Source organism: Pseudoclavibacter sp. JAI123 (genome assembly GCF_013409665.1).
Classification (GTDB): Bacteria; Actinomycetota; Actinomycetes; order Actinomycetales; family Microbacteriaceae; genus Pseudoclavibacter.
On the sequence record NZ_JACCCM010000002.1, the window covers coordinates 149,217 to 168,445 of the forward strand.

The following is a 19,229-nucleotide window of genomic DNA, read 5'->3' on the forward strand; positions in this document are numbered from 1 at the left end:
GAAATTAGCGCGGAGGTGAACAGTTGGGGCGAGGTGTCGGTGCGGTACGTTCGAACTGTGGTGAGTGACGAGACAGCGAAAGAGGTCCGAGCCTTCGTCGAGGAGCGCGACTGGTCGCAGTTCCACACCCCGGAGAACCTGGCGAAGAGCATCTCCATTGAGGCCGCCGAGCTCCTTGAGTGCTACCAGTGGGATGCTGATGCCGACGTTGCACGCGTGCGCGAAGAACTCGCTGACGTCGTGACCTACTCATTCATGCTCGCGGATCGCCTTGGCCTCGATCTTGACGAGATCGTGATTGCCAAGCTCGCAAAGTCGCGAGAGAAGTACCCGGTCGAGCTGTCCAAGGGGCGGAGTACGAAGTATGACGCGCTTTGAGATCGAGCCCGTCCCGTTCCGCCCGGATGCGATTCAGCGGTGGTCGGCGGCTGACGAGCGGCGTCGGAACTGGCCAGTGGTCTATGTCCTGGATGGTCCCCGGGGTGCGCGTCGCGGCTCGGTCTATGTCGGTGAGACCATCAGCGCAGAAGGTCGACTGACGCAGCATCTCGCGAGCGAGACCAAGATCGGGATGCGTTCCGCGCGGATCATTCTCGACGACACGTTCAATAAGTCAGTCTGCCTCGACCTCGAGTCGCACTTGATCCGCTGGTTCGCCGGTGACGGCGAATACACGGTGCTGAACGGCAACGAGGGCGTCGCCGATTCCGCCTATTACTCCCGGGAGGACTACCGGGAGTCGTTCGAGGAGATCTTCGAGCAGCTACGGGCCGAGGGACTCTTCGAGCAGACGATTCCGGAGATCGAGAACAGCGACCTCTTCAAGCTATCGCCGTTTAAGGCGCTCTCCCGCGACCAGGCCTTGGCCGCAGACCAGATCTTGAAGGGCCTGTTCGAGGATCTCGAGCTCAAACGTGATGTCAGGTCGATGAGCGTGGTCGAGGGGAGTCCTGGCACCGGGAAGACCATCGTTGCGATCTACCTGCTCAAGCTTCTCGCCGAGATTCGGGACTGGGATGAGAACGAGCCGCGCGAGTCCAACACGCTGTTCGCTGACTTCTTCGTCCCGGAGAACAAGAAGCTGCTTCAGGGCACGCGGATGGGGTTGGTTGTTCCCCAGCAGTCGCTCCGTCGTTCGATTCAGAAGGTCTTCAAGAAGACCCCGAACCTCCACCCCAAGATGGTCCTTTCGCCGTTTGATCTCGGTAAGGTCGTCGACCCGTTCGACATCCTGTTCGTGGATGAGACTCACCGACTCAACCAGCGCGCGAATCAACCATCGGGAGTCCTGAACAGGGACTTCGGGGAGATCAACGCGCGTCTCTTCGGCACCGATGACCCCCGCTATACGCAGCTCGATTGGGTGCGCGCGCAGTCGCGGCACAGCATCTGCATGCTGGACGTCAACCAGACTGTCCGCCCGGCGGACCTCCCCAGGGAGACGATGCTGGCGCTGGTCGACGAGGTGCGGGGCGACGAGCGCCACTACCCGTTGATGACGCAGATGCGAGTGAAGGCGGGGTCGGACTACATCGGCTTCGTGAATCGGATGCTCCGCGGTGAGAAGAACCTTGTTGTCCCGGATCTCGGAGAGTACGACCTGCGGTTCTTTGACGACGTGGGGGAGATGCGCGCGGCGATCCGGGAGCGGGATGCTGAAGTCGGCCTTTCGCGAATGGTCGCTGGGTACGCGTGGGACTGGGTGTCGAAAGGCAAACCCGGAGTCTTCGACATCGAGCTCGACGGCGAGCGGATGCGCTGGAACAGCACAGACAAGGACTGGATCAACTCACCGAACTCGTTGGAGGAGGTCGGGTCGATCCACACGGTGCAGGGCTACGACCTGAACTATGCGGGCGTCATCATCGGGCCTGATCTGAAACTCGATCCGGCTACGGGTGAGATTCGCGCGGACAAAGCTGCGTATCGGGACAAAAAGGGGAAAGAAGCGAACAAGGTCCTCGGCAAGGCGTACGGGGATGCGGAGCTGCTCGAGTACATTCGCAATATCTACTCGGTTCTAATGACCCGCGGGATTCGAGGGACGTATTTTTACGTAAGTGACCCCATGCTGTGCCTTGATGTAGCTCGAGCCATCTCCTAGAAAAACTCGGGTGAATCGAGGCTGGGCATTGTTGGCTTTACTCGGGGGTTAGCTTGCTCTCCTCGGCGCAAGTAGTCGTGGTGAGTTTCGCTCGAAGCGCGGTATGCCGTAACTGATCGTCTTCGATCCAGGGCAGTCTTGCAAGTTCTCGGAACTTACGTGCCCGCTATTGCCTAAGTCCGTCGTCACGTATTGAGACGAAAGATTCCTTCATGGTAGTGATGTTTCGAAAGCTGAAACTAGTTGCCCACAATCCTTTCTGTGTGGTGTGCGGTGATGATGTCCTGTTCGAACATATGATGCATGTGAGGATTATCTACAGGTTCCGGAGAGGTCAAATATCCAACAGTCCGTCCAGCGCTTGGTCGACCGAGTTGGTCTTCGGTGTGTTCGGCGGAGTCTTGGCGTGCTTGATGGTCTCCGTCGTAGTCCAATTTGGAGTGTAGACCCACTCGGCGCGCCTTAACTCATCGGATTTCCCGGGCTTCCAGAACTCGATCGGCGCTCTCCGGGCTCGCTTCTGTACGAGCGCCGCGATATCCACCATGAAAACAACGGTGTCAATACCTCGCCATGTCTTGGTGTTCGGGCGGGCAGTCATGATCCTGTGCACGAATCGCAGGTCTTCCAGTTGGACGATCTCTCGACCCCAGTCGCTGTCTAACTGGTCACGTTGAATAAGGAAAAAGAACGTCTCGCGATCAAGGACAAACTTCACGATGTCTTGGAATCGTTCGTCGAGCTTTGGGGCATCCCGGCCTGCGTCGTTTCGTAGGTCATTTTGCTTGCGTTGCAGTCTTAACCCGGCTGCGGCTTGCACGTGCTCCGCACTAATCTTGAAGCTGTCGGTCAGTCCTTTTCGTTGAGTTTCCTCCCAGCCGGCGTCGGCGGCCGCTATCAGAAGATCGAAGTAGTCTCTAGCCACGGCGCCGCCCGCTACGAGAACTGCCCGCTCGCGTGCCGTTTCTGTCAAGACCTCCCTCAGTCGTAGGGAGGTTGGAGCAAGGACGCCATTCGTCACATCTTCCAAGAAAGTCTTGGCGGTAGCAAAGTCGGCGAGGCCCACGTCCAAGGAAAGGTGCTGCAGGTCGTGCGGTGGTTGCATGCCAAGGGGAGGGTCTCCGTCCGCGTAAGACTGTGTTCGCGAGAGGACGCTTCCAATCTTGAGCCATACCCTGCTCCTCTTGGTGATCCCGTGCAAGTGGTCCAGAACCAGGGGCTGCGTGTTTCTCGCTATGAAATAGAAGTCGTCAAGGACCACCAGGAGCGACTCTCTGCCGTCTAAGCTCGCAGCTGCTTCCAGCGTGCCCGAAATCTGCGGCGCCAGATCTCTAAGAAAGTCCTCTTTTCGTCTCGTTCTAGTTGTGACTAGCGACTTTCGAAGGTGACGGCTGGTGGTAGCCATCGCATTGCCTGAGATTTGGGCGTACTTTAGCGCGATTCCCCCTGTCAGCGTGACCAGCATCTCGCGACCGCTTGTTGAAGCATTTTCGGTCGTTTCAGTGACTTCCGGTCCAGCATCTCTTAGGGCCTGAAGGACCGGTATTATCCTGCGTAAATCTCGGCGTACCTTGCGCTTTGCCGAGCCCCAGCCGGTAGGCTTAATCGCTCGAAGTATATCGATCACTATTTCGATGAGCACGTCTGGATAATCTCGAGACTTGTGCTGCTCCACGTCAACGAAAATAACCTGGCGACCGGCCAGCTCGGCTCGGTGCTGCAATACCGCGAGAGTGGTTGATTTCCCTACCCCACGCCGCCCAGTGATGAGGTGGTTCACCCCAGATTCGAGCGCCCCCACCATCCCAGGCCGAAGTTCAACGAATCTACCCCTGAGTTCGTCGTCAGCTTGCCGCGTCGTCCGCAACGCTGCGGACAACGCAGCCTTAAATGGTTCGAGATTTTCCCGAGTGAGCACTAACGGCCTCCTGAAGGTTTGGTCGTAGGATAAGGCACGCACCCTGAACTGCGTGAAGACACGTCGTGGTTTTCTCAGAGCGGTTCGTGACTTCAGGTCAAGGTCGTTTCGAGGTCCGATTTTTCCGATTTTGACGCATGTTTACTGGATTAGCGTCGCGTGCCGCCCCCGGTTCAGGGGCGGAACTGGTTGTCCGTGTGAGAGGCTCGCTCCTCCGCCACCCCACTAAAGTTCAGGGGTACCCGCGCGAGCCCGCCCCCTTGTCCGGCTCGCCCGAGAAGAGGACACCCCCTTGACGCAGACACTCACCCGCAAGCTCGGTGTGCCCGGAATCGTGTTCATGGTGATCGCGGCGGCCGCGCCCATCACCGTGGTCGCCGCGAACTTCCCGATCATCTTCGGGGTCTCCGGCTCCGTCGGGGCGCCGCTCATGGTGCTCGTCGCCACCGCGATCCTGCTGCTCTTCTCGGTGGGCTACGCGTGGATGACCCCGCACGTGCCCGACGCGGGCGCCTTCTACTCCTACGTCGACCGTGGTCTCGGGCGGCGCCTGGGGCTCGGCACCGCATCCATCGCCCTGCTCTCCTACGTGCTGCTCACTGTCTCGATGACCTGCTACCTAGGCGTGCAGGCCGGCAACCTCTTCGAGCTGTGGACCGGGATGCAGGTGCCCTGGTGGTTCATCTCCGCCCTCATGATCGCAATCGTTGGGTTCCTCGGCTACCGCAACATCGACCTCTCCGCGAAGGTGCTCGGCGTCGTCCTCGTGCTCGAGGTCGTCGCGGTCATCGTCATCGACGTGGGCGTCCTCGCCTCCGGGCGCGAGCTCACGACGCTGCCGTTCAGTGTCAGCGAAGCCGTCTCGGGTACGCCCGGCCTCGGCCTGCTGTTCGCGTTCCTCGGCTTTTTCGGGTTCGAAGCAACCGCGGTGTTCCGCAACGAGGCCCGCGACCCGGAGCGCACCGTTCCCCGCGCCACCTACATCGCCGTCATTGCCGTCGGCGCCCTGTACTTCGTGTCGTCCTGGCTCGTTATCGCTGGCCTCGGTGCCGACGACGCGGTCGCCCTCTCGAACGAGGACCCGGCCGGCGTCGTCGTGGGCCTCGCCGGCGACGTGGTCGCGCCGATCATGGCCGACATCGTGCAGGTGCTCGTCGTGACGAGCATGTTCGCGTGCATGCTCGCGTTCCACAACATCGTCACCCGCTACCTGTTCACGCTGGGGGAGCGGGACGTGCTGCCGCGCACGCTCGCCGCCGTGCACCCGAAGCACTCTGCGCCGTCACGCGCATCCCTGTGGGTGACGATCATCACCGCCGTCGTCGTGGTCGTCTCCGCGCTCGCGCAGCTCGACCCGGTGCTGCAGATCTACACCTGGTACTCCGGGGCTGGTGCGGTGGGTGTCATCGTCATGATGACCCTCGCGAGCTTCGCCGTCGTCGCCTTCCGCGCGCGATTGAAGCGGGATGCGGCCGAAGGGACGGCCTCGTCGTGGGTCACCGTCGCCTCGCTCGCCGGAGGCATCGGGCTTGTCCTCGTGCTGGTGATCGCGATCTGGAACTTCCCGTTCCTCGTCGGAGGCATCGTCGCCGCGATCATCTGGGGTGCCGTGCTTGCCGGGTTCTTCGCCCTGGGTGCGTTCCTACCAAAGCGACGCTGAACGCGATCGCGGGCGCCGGGTCGAACCGCCCCGGCGCCCGCACCCCGCAACTCGCGGCCCCGCTAGAGATTCACCGCCCCAAGGACGTGCACCTTGATGCCCATGTCCGCGAACATTGCAGCCTTCGCGGTGAGCGCCTTGTCGGCGATCGCCGCGTCGGGGGCGTACGCCAACTGAACGTGGTTCGCCTTGTGGCGGGCCATGAACTGGTTTCGGGAGATGCCGTGCAGCACCACGTGAGCGATCGGCCACTCTGGGTTCGTCGCCTCCTTGCGGCGCTTCGTCTCCTCGGCTGGCAGCTCGACGACTGATCCGCGGAAGATATCGGCCTGCAGGATGCCCTCCGCGATGTAGACGCGACTCAGGACGACCTCGCCCGGCTTCGAGCATCCATTGATCGTCGCCCCACCGGCAGGGAAGAACACCGGGTCCTGACGCCACGCCTCCGCGTTCGACCAGCCGCCCAAGTGCGAGCCAGGAACCGAGCCGGAGATCTCGTAGACCCACACGAACTGCCCGTCGAAGTCCTCGCCCCAACGCACATCATGCAGCGTGTTGTCCGGCAGAAGACCCATTGCACGCCACACCCGGTCGGTGACGAGCGCGTCGACGGCGACGCCTTCGTCCGCTTCGTTGAAGTGCGGGAACGCGCGCCCCTCGTGCAGCACACGGGCACCGTCACGCGAACGCACCGGCGGCCGGTCGGCCGAGTTCAGCAGCCCCTCCGCCAGGTCGGAGGCCGGCACAAGATCCTTCAACCCCTGCTGGTACTGGATGCCCACCGCGTCCAACCCGAAGTCGTCCGCGATACGCAGCGCGGCGATGTACATCTTCAACTGCCACTGCACCTGCTCCCGCGTCAGCTGCGTCGCGTCGTCAGAGCCGAACCGGAAGTGGAGGCCCTGGTCTACGAGCCACGCGAACGCTTCGTCCGCATCCGCATCTTCGACCTTCAGCATCTCCGCGTACAGCGCCGACTGCGACAGTCGCTCCTTGTAGATGCCCGTCTTGTTGAGCAGCTCGTCGTCGATGATCGCGTTGTACATGCCCATGCAACCCTCGTCGAAGACGCCGATGATCGCCTTCTCCGAGGCGAGATTCGCCGCCAGCGCCTCGCCAACAGCCCGCTCCGCGCTCACCGGCAGGTCCCGCTGGGGATGCACGTGGGAGTCGTCGTGCGCGATCACCCCGGTCTGGGTCCACGACCGCAGTCCATCCAGGAACCACTCGTCAGCGAAATCGACGGACCACAGCGTCGAGTACTCGGTGCCCATCTTCGTGAGCGACGCGTTCAGCCCCAGCAGCCCGACGAGTCCCGGCCATTCACCGCTGAAGTTCGCGACCGTCAGAATCGGCCCCCGATGGGTGCGCAACCCCGCGAGCACATGATGCGAGTACTGCCAGACCGCTTCAGCGACGATCAGTGGGGCATCCACCGGGATGTGCTTGAACACGTCGAGCCCCATTCGCTGGCTCGAGATGAACCCGTGGCCGGTCTTCGGGTCGACGTCATTGGCCCGCTGCACGTGCCAGCCGAGGTTCTCGAGCGCGCGAGTCACGCCGTGCTCGAGTTCCAGTTGCGCCGGCCAGCCCGCGATGTTCGCGGACTCGCGCAGGTCGCCAGATGAGATGAGGTATGCGGTCTTCGGGGTCGTAGCTGGGCGGGGGGACAGGGTGGGAAGCGTGTAGGTCACGGGTCTCCGATCAGAGGGGGTGGATGCGGTGCTCAGCTGTGAGCGCCGCGGTGCAGTGCTGCGAGTTCGTGGACGACGGACTTCGAGTCCCCGTAGAGGCGCAGGTAGAGCTCGAAGAGTCCGTCGTAGAAGTCCTTCAGAGCCGGGTTCGGGGTGATCACCTCGGTGGGTGGATTCCAGTCAGTGATGCTGGGCAGGCCGTCTTCGCCCGTCGCACGGGCGAACGCGCGCGCGGCGAGGAACGCGGACCCGTAGCTGGCGCCGATCGTCGCCGATGGCACCTCCTGTGGAAGCCCGCAGACGTCGGAGACGGTCTGGAGCCACAGCTGTCCCTGCGTTCCACCGCCCACGGCAACGATCCGCTGCAGGGCAGCGCCCGCCTCCCGCATCGTCTCGATGTTGTGGCGAACGCCGAAAGCTGTCGCCTCCAGTGCCGCGCGGTACAGGTCGCCGCGGGTGTGCTCGAGTGTCAGCCCGGCGATGACGCCGCGAGCTTGCGGGTCCTGGATGGGGGTACGCTCGCCCGCGAAGTAGGGGAGCGTCAGCAGCCCGTTCGCACCAGGGCCCGAGGCGGCCGCCTCCTCGAGGAGCTGCGGGTACTCGGCGCCCGTGAGGTTCCGCAGCCACGCCGTCAGCGCGCCTGAGGTTGCGAGCCCACCGGCGAGATTGCGAGTGCCAGGGACAGTGCCGACGGTGGTCCACATCGACGGTGAGCGGTGCGTCTCGTCCGTCGTGGCGATGAGGAACATCGTCGTGCCGTACATGACCATCAAGTCGCCGACCTCGAGCGCGCCGACGCTGGCCGCCTCAGCCCAAGCGTCGATCGTGCCGGTGATGACCGGGGTTCCCGGAGCGAGGTGCGTCTCGGCGGCCGCCTCGGCGGTGATGACTCCGGCGACGTCACCTGCCCACGCGAGCCGTGGCCGCTCGAGTGAGCCAGCGTAGCGGTCCCACCACTCCGCGTGCCAGCGCTCGGCCTCGATGTCATAGAGCGGTGACACCTGGCTCGCCGAATGGTGGTCGAGAGAGTACTCGCCGGTCAGCTTTCGCACGAGCCATGAGGCAGGCATGAACAGACGCCGCGCCTGCGACCAATGCTCCGGTTCCGACTCCGCTATCCACGCGATCTTCGGGCCGCCCGCCTGTGAGCTGAGCACCGAGCCGCCGACCGCGGTGATGGCCCCTTCCCCGAGCTCTCGCGTCATCCGGGCAACCTGTTTCGAGGCGCGGGTGTCGATGCCGTAGAGAATCGCCGGGCGCACCGGACGGTCGTCGTCGTCGGCGAGGAGCACGCACGGTCCCATGCCGCTGACGCCGACAGCGTCGACGACAACGCCGGGGAGGGAGGCGACCAGCTCGCGCGCTATGTCGGAGAACTCCGACCACCAGATGTCGGCGTCCATCTCAACCCACCCGGTGCGGGGTCGGTCGACCTCATGCTCGCGCACCACCTGCGCGACGATGGTGCCGTCGCTGGCGACGAGCACGCCCTTGCTGCTCGACGTGCCGATGTCGACTCCGAGTGTGTAACCCATGGGCGGTACCTCCAGGTTTCGAAAGATGTGGCAGTGCAATCGATTACAAATTGGTGGGGAAAGAGAGGCGGGCAGGCCGTTGGTCGCAGGTCAGTCGCGAGCTGCGGCGGCCCGTTGGACGGTGTGAGGCAGCACGACCGTCTGAATCGGGCGCTCATCTCCGGCGATCCGCTCGATGAGCACGCGCGCGGCCACGCTGCCCATCTCCTGGGCGGCGAGCCGCACGATCGTCACGGCGCTGGGTGAGATCGTGCTGAACGGCAGCGAGCCGATGACGGCGACGCCGAAGGTCGGCGGGGTCAGTCCTCGTTCGCCGAGCAGCTGAATTGCCCCGACGCCGATCAGGTTGTTGCCTGCGACGACGGCATCCGGTGGCTCCGGCAGATCGAGCAATTCGCTCATCGCGGCGCGGCCGCCGTCGACGTGGAACGTCGAGAACCGGAGGAGGTTCTCATCCACGTCCAATGGAGACGCCCCAAGCGCGGCCCGCCAACCCTCAGCCCGTTCGAGCGCCGTGTCGATGTCCGCCGGGCCCGCGATGTGCGCGATGCGCGTGAACCCGGCCGCAACGAGTTCCTCGGTCGCGGCCGCCCCTGCTGCCCGGTTATCCATCACGACGAGGTCGGCGTCGTGTGCGGTGCGGCGGTCGACGATCACGACGGGTCGGTTCGTGGCGAGCATCTCGTCCAGTCGGGTTGACGCCGAGGCCGGGGCGATGATGACCCCCGCCATCGACTCCCATCCGCTGACTTGCAGATAGCGCGCCTCCTTATCGAGGCGGCCGTCGGAATTGCAGAGCACGACGGAGTAGCCAGCCTCCGACGCGACGTCCTCGACCCCACGGACCATCTCGGTGAAGTAGGGGTTCTGCACGTCGGGGATGATGAGCGCGATCGTCTCGGACTCCCGTCGGCGTAGGTTGCGCGCCACTCGATTCGGCGTGAAGTTCAGTTCCTTCACGGCGGACCTGACCGCTTCGGCTTTCGGTGCGGAGACGCTCGCTCCGTTGAACACACGCGAGACCGTGGCCGTCGAGACTCCGGCGAGTTTCGCGACGTCATAGATCGTCGACATGTCAGCACAGTAATCGATTTCGCGGGGGTGGCACGGAGACAGCGGACGCGGCGTTCGAGTTCGCCGGGCCGGCCTGCGCACCGAAGAGGTGCGCGTGCGCAGGCCGCCCGACTCCATGTGTTCCGCTCCTCGTCGTTCCGGTTACTCGCTGGTTACTCGCTGCTCGCGGCCTTGCGGCGGCGGAGCAGGAGCGCCGCAGCGCCGATGAGGACAAGAGCGAGCGCGGAGGCGGCTCCCAGCCAGGGAACCTCGCCGCCGGTCGTCGCGAGCGAGTCGGTCCCGTCGGCTGTCGCGCTGCCAGTCGACGAGGGCGTGGCCGTCGTCACAGGCGCAGCGGTAGCTGACGTGGTGGCCGTCGGTGAGACGGTCGCCTCAGCGTCGGTCGGGACGGGGACAACCGGAGCATCCGTGGGGGTCGTCGTCGGTGCCGTGGTCGCCGGTGCCGTCGGCGTGGAAGTGACACCCGGGGTCGCACCGAGCTCGAGGTCGGCAAGCGGGATGCGCGAGAACTCGACGTCCTCCTTGTTGGTGCCATAGGAGACGTAGAGCGAGTCGCCCCAGACGAGGCTCTTCTGGTAGCTGTAGCCCGGGTTCTTGGACTTGCCCTCATAGCGCTTCGGCTGCAGGTCGGCCGAGTCGCGGATCACGAAGCCCTGGTCGAAGGTCACACCGTCGGCGCTCAGCACGATGACGAGCGGGTAGCGGGTCTTCGTGCCGGTCAGGCTCCCCGTCAGGTACGCGGTGCCGTCGGGCAGGTTGCCCGCGCTCTGCTTCGTTCGCGAATCAGGCACGTTCGTGACGACGGCCTGAGACCACGTCTCGCCGTCGTCCTCGCTCTTCGAGGCGAGCTTGAACATCGTGCTGCCGCCCTGGTCGCGGAAGGTCATGAAGATGGATCCGTCTGCCGCGACGTGCCAGCTCGGCTCCAGCTCGCGCGACATCTCGTTCTCGAGGTAGGGCTGGTTCTCGAACTCACCCTGAGTCCAGCCGCTCACGCCGGTGGGGTCGTCCGTGTAGTACGGCTTCACGTGGAGGCCTGGCTGGACATGGAATGCGGTCAGCAGGCGGCCGCTCGGCAGGGCTTTGACGTCCTGCTCGATGATGCCGAGCACCGGCTCGCCGGCCTCGTCCGTCACACGCTGTGGCTCCGACCAGGTGACACCGTCGGTGCTGGAGACGTACTCGGTGTACCCGCCGCGAGGTTCGAGCGCTGCCGGCCAGACGTTCAGGTACGCGATGAGCGTCTCTCCGTCTGTCCACCAGCCGCCGTTCGACGTGTACCCGTCGTCGCGGGGCTCGGTGAGCGGAATCGGTGCCGACCACTCGCTGCCGTTGTCGCTCACGCTGTACGTGACGATCGTCTCGGGGGCGTCCTCGTCGAGCGCCGACGACTGCCACTGCGCGTAGAGGCGGTCCTTGAACGGCATGAGCACCGTCCCGTGGTTGAACTTCGCGTCGTCGTCGCCAGGCTCGAAGATGGTCACGGTCTCGGCGTTCTCTGCCTGGGGGAGGCCGAGCGCATTCAGATCCGTGGTGTCGATCAGGCCTTCGGTGACGCCGATCGTGGTCGGTGGCTCGGTGGTGTCCGCGAGGGCTGGGCCCACGGCGATACCTGCGGTGAGCGCGAACGCGCTGAGCAGAGAGCCGCCGATCAAGACAGGGGCGCGGTGCCGGGTTTGGGGGAGCGTCATTGCATCCTTCTTTTCGGTGTGGGGATCGTGCTTCTAGTGGAACCGCGCGACTGCGCGGCGGAGGCGTGCGACGGTGACCTCATCCGGTTCCTGGATGGGCATGCGTCGACCACCTACGTTGTGGCCCGCAATGCGATGCACTGCACGCATCCGGGCTGGAGAGCCGTCAATCGCCGCGACGGCTTCGTCGATGTCGGGTTGGATGCTCGCAATGCGTGCCTCGTCTTCGTCGATCAGCGCGTCTCGCATCCGCACGAACGGGCGGGAGAAGGCGGAGGCCACCCCGGAGATGACACCGTCGGCGCCGGCGGCACCCGCGCGCGCGAAGTCGCCGTCGGAGCCCGTGTAGATCCGGAACTCCTCGGGAAGCTCGCTTCGGAACGAGGTGATGAGCCCGAGCGCTTCACCGCTCACCTTGACGCCGACTACCCCGGGCAGGGTGCTGAGGCGAAGCAGCAGCTCCTGGTCGACGGGGATCCCGGTCCGCGCCTCGAACATGTACACGTAGACGTCGAGCCCGTCGGCCTCGGTGACCACATCGCGGAAGAAGCTGTACACCTCGTCTGGGTGGGCGGGCAGGTAATACGGCGTCAGGACTGCGATTTCCTTGGCGCCCGCCGCACGCGCGCCGGCGATGAGCTGCGTGACCTCATAACGGCTCGCTGCTCCGACGTGCACGATGACGCGGATATCGGTCAGCACTTCGACCGAGAGTCGCGCGACGGCGTTGCGCTCCTCGATCGAGAGCGCCGGGAACTCTCCCGTCGTGCCGAGTACAAGCGCACCCTGCACGCCGGATGCTGCGACGTAGTCGAGGATGCGTCGGCACCCGGCGAGATCGAGCCCGTCGCTTTCGTCGAAGGCGAGGGGGACTGCGGTGATGATGTCGTGCGAGGACATGGGTCGCTTTCTGCTGAGGGGGTATGGCCGGGCTCCGGACGCGATCGCTGATCGCGTCCGGAGTCTTGGGGTCAACTGGAGTACGCCTGATCCATCGACTGGAGTACGGCATCTGGGTCGGCCTGGCCGGAGAACAGCTGCTGGGTGCCGATGAACAGCGCCGACTGCGCCTTGGCGTTCGGCCAGCCCTGGTCTGGCATCGGTGCGGTCTCGCCCGAATCGATGACATCGGCGGCGCCCTGGAGCACGGGGTCGAGCTCGACATCGGTGTTCGTCACGGCCGGGAGGCCGGGTGCAGTGTCGAACCAGACGCTTGTCGCCTCCGGAGTTGCAAGCCAGTCGACGAACTCCAGCGCGTTCGCCTTGTTGGCTGCTCCCTCGTTGACGGCGAAGGCGACACCGATGCCGCGCGGGATGGCCGTCGTGCCCGAGTCATCGCCGGGGAGGGCGAAGAAGCCGAACTCGGTGCCCTCCGGTGACGCGGATGCGAGCTGCGGGTACGAGGCGAGCACCTGCACGACACCGACCGCTTCGCCGGTGGCCACGAGGTTGTACGAGGCGGTGACGTCGGTGCCGAGGGGATCCTCGTTGAAGCAGCCGGCCTCATCCATCTCGAGGTACTTGTCAAAGGCGGACTTCCAGCCGGAATCCGCGAAGGTGGCGGAGCCGTCTGCGAGGCTCGCATCGAATTCGGGAGTCTCGCCGTAGACCGTGTTCGCGACGAGTGCGTACGGGATGAGCTGCGTCACCCAATCGGTCTGGATGCCCAGTGCGAACGCGACCTTGCCTTGCGCCTTCACATCGGCGCAGTAGTCGAGCAGCTCCGTATAGGTCGTCGGAGCTTCGAGGCCGAGCTCGCTCAAGGTCGCGGTGTTGTAGATCGCCCCGACGGCGTCGAGCTTCGACGGAAGGCCGTAGGTGCCTCCGTCGATCTGCAGCGTCTCAGCCGTGCCCGGGTCGACGGTGCCCACCCAGTCGCGATCGGAGAGATCCGCGAGGTAGCCGGCGCCTTGCAGGACATCGATGGCGCCGGGGTTTCCGCCACCGGCCCAGACGGTGAAGACGTCAGGAGCGGTTCCGCTGGAGAGCTGCGTTCGCAACGTCGTCTGGTACTGCGAGGTGTCGGCGACCGTGACGTTGACTTCGATTCCGGTCTTCTCCTCGTAGGCGGCGACAACCGCCTCCATGGGAGCTTGGTTATTCGAGGTGGTGGCGATGTTGAGAGCGTCAGTTGGCTCCATCGAACCCTCGGCGGGTGCGGAGTTCGAGCAGCCCGCGAGGACGAGGGCAGCGATGCTGACACCGGCGACAGCGGCGATGTTGCGCATTTTCATGGTTATGGGGCTCCAGAGAAGGCCGAAACGAAATCAGCCTGAGAGGGGGAGGGGAGGGGGCCGACGTCAGTCGACGGGGAACTGCAATGAGTAGGTGCCCGGTTCGAGCTGCAGCGTTGTGCACGCCGAGCCGAGCTCGGTCACGGTGATGCCCGTGGACCGGCTGATCTCGATACCTCCTTCCGTGATCGTCGAATCGGATGTGCAGGGAAGCTGTGCGGTAGCGGCGGGCCCCGGCGGAACCGTGACCTGCCAGGTGATCCCGTTCGAATCCCGTCCCCAGGAGCTCTCGACTCGACCTCGTGGTGTCTCGAGGGCACCGGTCGCGTGATCAAGATGGGGGTCGAATCGTGGCGCGAGCGCCAGCTGCTGGAACCCGGCCGAGGTCTCGGACTGGCGTATGCCGAGGATCCCGGAGAGGAACCACTCGCCGACCGAGCCGAGCGAGTAGTGGTTGAAGCTGTTCATCCGTGCCGATTGGAAGCCACCTTCTGAGCTCCAGCCGTCCCAGCGTTCCCAGATCGTGGTCGCCCCGTTCTTGACGGAGTAGAGCCAGGACGGGTACTGCTCGTTGTGCAGCAGCTGGAAGGCGAGATCCTCACGGCCGATCTCGGCGAGGATCGGACAGAGCAGGCCAACCGTGACGAACCCCGCCGTGAGTGTCGTGCCCGCGCGGACGACAGCTTCCACGAGCCTGTCTGCGATGCGCCCACGCTCCGCCTCGTCGGCGTGGAGGTCGAAGGCGAGCGTCAGGAGATAGGCACCCTGAGTGTCGCCGGCGACGGTTCCGTCGGCTTCGACGAACTCGTTCCGATACGCCTCGACGATGCGGGCGTGCAGCGACTCGAGCTCATCGGCCTCTTCCGTCCGGCCGAGCACGCGCAGGGAGCGCGCCGTCAGATCTGTGCTGTACGCGAAGTACGCCGTGGCCAGGAGATCCTTGCGAGTCTCCGCCCCGACCTGCAGCCAGTCGCCGTAGTTGTTGCCTACCTGGTTTCGCCAGATGAGGTCCGTGTTGTGCCGCTCGATGTGCCGGACCCAGGCGATCATCGACTCTGCCGATTCCCGCAGGATGACGTCGTCGCCGGTCGCCCGGTAGATGTTCCAGGGGATGGTGACGCCGCCGTCACCCCAAGCCGGGGCTCCTTCCCGGAGGTGGATGAGGTGCGGCGCGATGTCGGGGAACGCCCCGTCGTCGCTCTGCGCGCTCCGCACATCCCGCATCCATCGGCGAAGCAGAGGCGCGACATCGGCGATGGCGAGAGCTGTCGGCGCGAAGACCTGCGCGTCTGCGAGCCAGCCGAGGCGTTCGTCGCGTTGCGGGCAGTCGGTGGGAATGGAGACGAAGTTGCCGCGCAGCCCCCATTCGATGTTCTGGAAGAGCCTGTCCAGGGCCGGGCTCGACGAGGCGAACTCGCCGATGATGTCGAAGCCGTTGTGGAGGACGACAGCCGAGATGTCGGCAGGATCGAGGTCGCCGTCCAGGCCTTGGACTTCGGCGAACCGGAAGCCGTGGAGTGTAAAGCGTGGCTCGAACGTCTGCTCAGCGGCCCCGTTGGTCCAGAACACGTCGACTGGCTCCGCGGTTCGGAGATTGGCCGTGTACAGCTCCCCGGCGTCCAGGACTTCGGCGTGGTTCAGCTGGATGCGCGTGCCTGCCGCCTGTCCTCGCACGGTCAGTGACACGCGGCCGACCAGATTCTGTCCGAAGTCGACGATGTGCCGCCTCGGCTCACGTTCCGTGACCGACACTGCCTTCAGCGTCATGGTCCGCCGGACCCCGGGGTCGACCTCCGGCGTGAGCTTTGAGTGATCGTGGTCGACGACGACAGCATTCGACCACCCCTCGAGATCGCTTCCGGGAAGATACCAACCGGGCTCTTCGTGCCTGGAGTCCTCGTACTGGCCCATGAGCTGGTCCGCGTAGATGATCTCGCTCGGAGCCTCGCGCCAGGAGTCGTCGGTGGCGATGACGCTGCGGCCGCCATCCGCGGCATCGAGCATGAGCTGCACGAGCAGCGCAGGCTCCTTGCCGTAGTGCTGAGCCTGGTGTCGGCGATCCGTGCCGATGAAGCCGACGTACCAGCCGTCGCCGAGGAGGGCAGCGATGCTGTTCTGGCCGACTCGGAGCAGCCCAGAGACGTCCCAGGATTGGTACGTGATGCGGTCGCGGTACTCGGTCCAGCCGGGCGCGAGCTCGTCGGTGCCGACTCTCGTGCCGTTCACGTAGAGACGGTAGATGCCGCGGGCTGACGCGTGAACTCTTGCGGACTCTGGAACCGCGTCGAGCTGGAAGTGGCGGACGAAGCGCCGAACCGGCTGCAGCTTGTTGACGGTGAAGCTGATGTCCGTGTCCTGCGGCGGCACGGCGGTCTTCCGGAATACAGGGTTCTTGCCGATCCAGGCGGCGCTCCACTCATCCGGATGCACGATGCCGGTGGCGAAGCGACTCGTCGTCGTGGAGGTCTCGCCCGTCGCATCCTCGATGTCGAGCGTCCATTCGTAGGCGGCGGAGCTTGACAGCGGGTAACCGCGATACCGTGCCGCGGTCGTCTCGATCGTCTCGACGCGCCCCGATTCCCAGACTCGCACCCGCCCACCGGGCAGCAGTGCGTCGACACGGATGCGGTAGGCCAGCTGCCGCGAGCCGCGGTCGGCCGAGCGGAGTCGCCACGAGAATGTGGGGGAGGTGACGATGCCCTGCGGCTCGCGCTGGCCGTCGACGCTGAGGTCGTACGCTGCCACGCTCATCCCTTCAGCCCTCCTGCGAAGCCCTTGATGATCTGCTTCTGCATGAGGAAGTAGACCGTCAGCACGGGTAGGACGCTGATGATGAGGCCCGCGAAGACCACTGGCCAGTTGGAGACGAACTGACCGACGAACGCGAAGAGCGCGACGGGGACTGTCTGCTGGGGCGTGCCGCTGAGGTAGAGGAGCGGCACCAAGAAGTCGTTCCAGATGGTGATGGCGTTGAGGATGATCACGGTGCCGGTGATCGGGCGGAGCAAGGGGAAGACGATGCTCACGAAGGTGCGAACTGGACCGGCCCCGTCGATGGCGGCGGCCTCCTCATAGTCTCGATCGAGGGTTCGGAGGAAGCCCGTGTAGAGGAAGACGGAGAACGGCACCTGGCTGCCCGTGTAGAAGAGGATGAGCGAGAAGAGAGAGCCGAGGAGGCCGAGGTCCCTCATCGTCTGGTAGAGCGGAATCAGAGCCACCTGGAACGGAATCATCATGCCGACGAGGACCACCCAGAAGAGGGCAGTGGAGAGCTTGGACAGCACTCGTGCGAGCGGGTATGCGGCCATGGCGGAGATCGCGACGATGAGCACGACGCTCGTGACCGTCACGATCGCACTGTTGAGCAGCGCCGACGCGAGTCCCGCCTGGTTCCAGGCCTCGATGAAGTTCCCGAACGTGGGCTGGGTTGGTGGGAGCAGCGGAGATGATGTGTCGCCGGATGGGCGGAGCGCCATGTTGACGAGGATGTAGACGGGGAAGACGAAGACCACCGCGAGGGCGAGCATGACGACTTCACGGGCGAAGGTCGCCTTCGAGTATCGGAACATCAGCTGTTCGCCTTCCTGGACAGACGCTGCTGGCCGACGGAGAAGATCGCGACGACGACGGCGAGCACAAGCGCCATGGAGATGCCGTAGCCGAACTCGTTGAACTGGAAGGCCGACTTGTAGAGCAACGTCGACAGAGTCTCGGTCGACCCACCCGGGCCGCCAGCGGTCAGTACGAACACCTCGGTGAACATCTTGAGCCCGCCGATGATCGTCAGCATGATGTTGATGGCGAGCGCGGGACCGAGCAGGGGGCGAGTGACGTACCAGAAGCGCTGCCAGGCGCCGGCGCCGTCGATCGCGGCTGCCTCGTTGACCTCCTGGGGGATGGACTGCAGGCCAGCCAGGTAGATCACCATCGAGTAGCCGGCGTGCTGCCACACGATCATCCCGATGACCGAGACGGACGCCCAGAAGGGATCGCCGAGCCAGCTCGGGGCACTTTCTCCGAGGCCCACCCCGCCGAGCAGGGCGTTGACGGCACCGTCGGGTGCCAGGAGGAACTTCCAGAGGTAGGCGACGACAACCGGTGTGATGACGACGGGTGCGAAGAAGAGGACGCGGAGGAAGTTCTGCGACTTGAGTCCGCTGTTCACGCCGAGCGCGAGCAGGAGGCCGATCAGGTTCTGCAGTACCGTGACCGCGAGGGCGAAGATCAGCGTCATCTTCAGCGCATCGAGTGAACTCTGCGTCGTGAAGATGCGCACGAAGTTGTCGATGCCCACGAAGTCGTAGGACTGGGAGAGGCCGTCCCAGTTGGTGAACGCGAGGACGGCGCCGCGGAGCGAAGGCGCCACGACGGCGAACCCGTAGAAGACCAGCGCCGGGATGGCGAAGACGAGCAGCATCTTCGAGCGACCGACCGCCACGAACTTCCGCTTGGGGGTGCTCGCGGGCAGGGGCTCAGCCACGGTATCGGGGGTGCTCGCCGGGAGCGTCGCCACCGTGGTGTCGGGGGCGCTCACGACGCGATCTCGTTCTGAGGTCCGTCTGCGAGCAGTCGCACTGCGTGCGCCATGCGTGTGCGTGCGCCATCGAGGTGTTCGCGCAGCTCGGACTCGAGTTCCTTCGAATCCCCCAGCTCGATCAGGTCGACGAGTCGGCCGTGGTCGAGTGCTGATGGACGCAGGTCCACGTCCTCCTCCACGGTGAGCTGCATGAGGCTCGCGAAGACGGACTCGTGAGCGACCCAGACGTCCTGGAGACGGCGGTTGCCGCCCATGACGTAGAGCAGCGCATGGAAGCGCATGTCGGCTTCCGCGAAATCATCCGCCGCCGATTTCTCGGCGTGCTTCACCATCTCGGCCACGATCTCCCGGGCCTCCGCGATCTGCGTGGGGGTGACGTGCTCGATCGCGCGGAGGCAGGCCGTGATCTCGATCGATTCGCGCAGCTCATAGAGGTCGTTGATGTCGTCCTGGGTGAGGCCGACGACGAAGAAACCGCGGCGACGCGACTCGACCAACCCCTGGGCTTCGAGGAGTCGAAGGGCATCTCTCACCGGTCCGCGACTCACGTCGTGTTCCTGCGCGAGCGCATCCTCAACGAGGTGCGTACCTGGCTGTCGCTGGCGGCGCACGATCTGGTCGCGCAGCACTGCAGCGAGCTGTTCGCCGAGAGCTGGCGCTCGGGTGGGCTTCATCGTCACAACGTCACTCCTTCGTGGACCGTTAACGATTGACAGTTAACTGCAACCGATTACAAGAGTCAAGAGGGTCGAGCAAACGAGAGCCAAGACGCCTCGGTTCAG

The 19,229-nt window shown here is 64.7% G+C and carries 14 protein-coding genes; 3 read left to right on the plus strand and 11 right to left on the minus strand.

What is annotated here, in order from left to right; all coding sequences use genetic code 11:
• The first annotated feature begins 57 nt into the window (after window positions 1–57).
• On the plus strand, window positions 58–378 hold the full coding sequence (locus HDC34_RS12930) for a nucleotide pyrophosphohydrolase (protein WP_308807364.1): 321 nt from the start codon (window positions 58–60) through the stop codon (window positions 376–378).
• Window positions 365–2,104: a DUF2075 domain-containing protein gene (locus HDC34_RS12935; RefSeq protein WP_179557296.1), complete on the plus strand. Its 1,740-nt coding sequence runs from the start codon at window positions 365–367 to the stop codon at window positions 2,102–2,104. The genes HDC34_RS12930 and HDC34_RS12935 overlap by 14 nt, the downstream gene beginning before the upstream one ends.
• Window positions 2,105–2,438: 334 nt before the next feature.
• On the opposite strand, the gene HDC34_RS12940 is transcribed toward HDC34_RS12935, so the two are convergent.
• Window positions 2,439–3,779, minus strand: a complete 1,341-nt coding sequence (locus tag HDC34_RS12940; RefSeq protein WP_179557297.1) for a hypothetical protein — start codon at window positions 3,777–3,779, stop codon at window positions 2,439–2,441.
• A gap of 535 nt (window positions 3,780–4,314) precedes the next feature.
• Between HDC34_RS12940 and HDC34_RS12945 the strand changes: the two genes are divergently transcribed.
• On the plus strand, window positions 4,315–5,682 hold the full coding sequence (locus HDC34_RS12945) for an APC family permease (protein WP_179557298.1): 1,368 nt from the start codon (window positions 4,315–4,317) through the stop codon (window positions 5,680–5,682).
• A 62-nt stretch (window positions 5,683–5,744) separates the two neighbouring features.
• On the opposite strand, the gene HDC34_RS12950 is transcribed toward HDC34_RS12945, so the two are convergent.
• The 10 genes from HDC34_RS12950 to HDC34_RS12995 all read right to left on the minus strand — a co-directional run bounded on the left by HDC34_RS12950 (window position 5,745) and on the right by HDC34_RS12995 (window position 19,121).
• A complete protein-coding gene (locus HDC34_RS12950) occupies window positions 5,745–7,376 on the minus strand; it encodes a fucose isomerase (RefSeq protein ID WP_179557299.1) in 1,632 nt (543 codons plus the stop codon).
• 32 nt (window positions 7,377–7,408) lie between these two features.
• A complete protein-coding gene (locus HDC34_RS12955) occupies window positions 7,409–8,911 on the minus strand; it encodes an FGGY-family carbohydrate kinase (RefSeq protein ID WP_179557300.1) in 1,503 nt (500 codons plus the stop codon).
• 90 nt (window positions 8,912–9,001) lie between these two features.
• Complete coding sequence (locus HDC34_RS12960; RefSeq protein WP_179557301.1) at window positions 9,002–9,985, minus strand: LacI family DNA-binding transcriptional regulator; 984 nt, start codon at window positions 9,983–9,985, stop codon at window positions 9,002–9,004.
• 152 nt (window positions 9,986–10,137) lie between these two features.
• Window positions 10,138–11,676, minus strand: a complete 1,539-nt coding sequence (locus HDC34_RS12965; RefSeq protein WP_179557302.1) for a sialidase family protein — start codon at window positions 11,674–11,676, stop codon at window positions 10,138–10,140.
• Window positions 11,677–11,709: 33 nt separating this feature from the next.
• A complete protein-coding gene (locus HDC34_RS12970) occupies window positions 11,710–12,576 on the minus strand; it encodes a dihydrodipicolinate synthase family protein (RefSeq protein ID WP_179557303.1) in 867 nt (288 codons plus the stop codon).
• A 71-nt stretch (window positions 12,577–12,647) separates the two neighbouring features.
• On the minus strand, window positions 12,648–13,910 hold the full coding sequence (locus HDC34_RS12975) for an ABC transporter substrate-binding protein (protein ID WP_104311172.1): 1,263 nt from the start codon (window positions 13,908–13,910) through the stop codon (window positions 12,648–12,650).
• A 66-nt stretch (window positions 13,911–13,976) separates the two neighbouring features.
• Window positions 13,977–16,655 carry an alpha-L-rhamnosidase gene (locus HDC34_RS12980; protein WP_179557304.1) on the minus strand — a complete coding sequence of 893 codons (2,679 nt, stop codon included), beginning with the start codon at window positions 16,653–16,655 and terminating at the stop codon, window positions 13,977–13,979.
• 2 nt (window positions 16,656–16,657) lie between these two features.
• Complete coding sequence (locus HDC34_RS12985; protein WP_104251358.1) at window positions 16,658–17,479, minus strand: carbohydrate ABC transporter permease; 822 nt, start codon at window positions 17,477–17,479, stop codon at window positions 16,658–16,660.
• A complete protein-coding gene (locus HDC34_RS12990; RefSeq protein ID WP_218855247.1) occupies window positions 17,479–18,444 on the minus strand; it encodes a carbohydrate ABC transporter permease in 966 nt (321 codons plus the stop codon). Before HDC34_RS12990 ends, HDC34_RS12985 begins: the two co-directional genes overlap by 1 nt.
• Window positions 18,441–19,121: a GntR family transcriptional regulator gene (locus tag HDC34_RS12995; RefSeq protein ID WP_249312583.1), complete on the minus strand. Its 681-nt coding sequence runs from the start codon at window positions 19,119–19,121 to the stop codon at window positions 18,441–18,443. Before HDC34_RS12995 ends, HDC34_RS12990 begins: the two co-directional genes overlap by 4 nt.
• Between the last annotated feature and the right edge of the window lie 108 nt (window positions 19,122–19,229).

Excerpts from the sequence above, each read along its gene's own strand:
- HDC34_RS12935 (WP_179557296.1), top strand. The coding sequence starts at position 365 with ATGACGCGCTTTGAGATCGAGCCCGTCCCGTTCCGCCCGGATGCGATT.
- HDC34_RS12955 (WP_179557300.1), bottom strand. The coding sequence starts at position 8,911 with ATGGGTTACACACTCGGAGTCGACATCGGCACGTCGAGCAGCAAGGGC.
- HDC34_RS12960 (WP_179557301.1), bottom strand. The coding sequence starts at position 9,985 with ATGTCGACGATCTATGACGTCGCGAAACTCGCCGGAGTCTCGACGGCC.
- HDC34_RS12965 (WP_179557302.1), bottom strand. The coding sequence starts at position 11,676 with ATGACGCTCCCCCAAACCCGGCACCGCGCCCCTGTCTTGATCGGCGGC.
- HDC34_RS12970 (WP_179557303.1), bottom strand. The coding sequence starts at position 12,576 with ATGTCCTCGCACGACATCATCACCGCAGTCCCCCTCGCCTTCGACGAA.
- HDC34_RS12975 (WP_104311172.1), bottom strand. The coding sequence starts at position 13,910 with ATGAAAATGCGCAACATCGCCGCTGTCGCCGGTGTCAGCATCGCTGCC.
- HDC34_RS12985 (WP_104251358.1), bottom strand. The coding sequence starts at position 17,479 with ATGTTCCGATACTCGAAGGCGACCTTCGCCCGTGAAGTCGTCATGCTC.
- HDC34_RS12995 (WP_249312583.1), bottom strand. The coding sequence starts at position 19,121 with ATGAAGCCCACCCGAGCGCCAGCTCTCGGCGAACAGCTCGCTGCAGTG.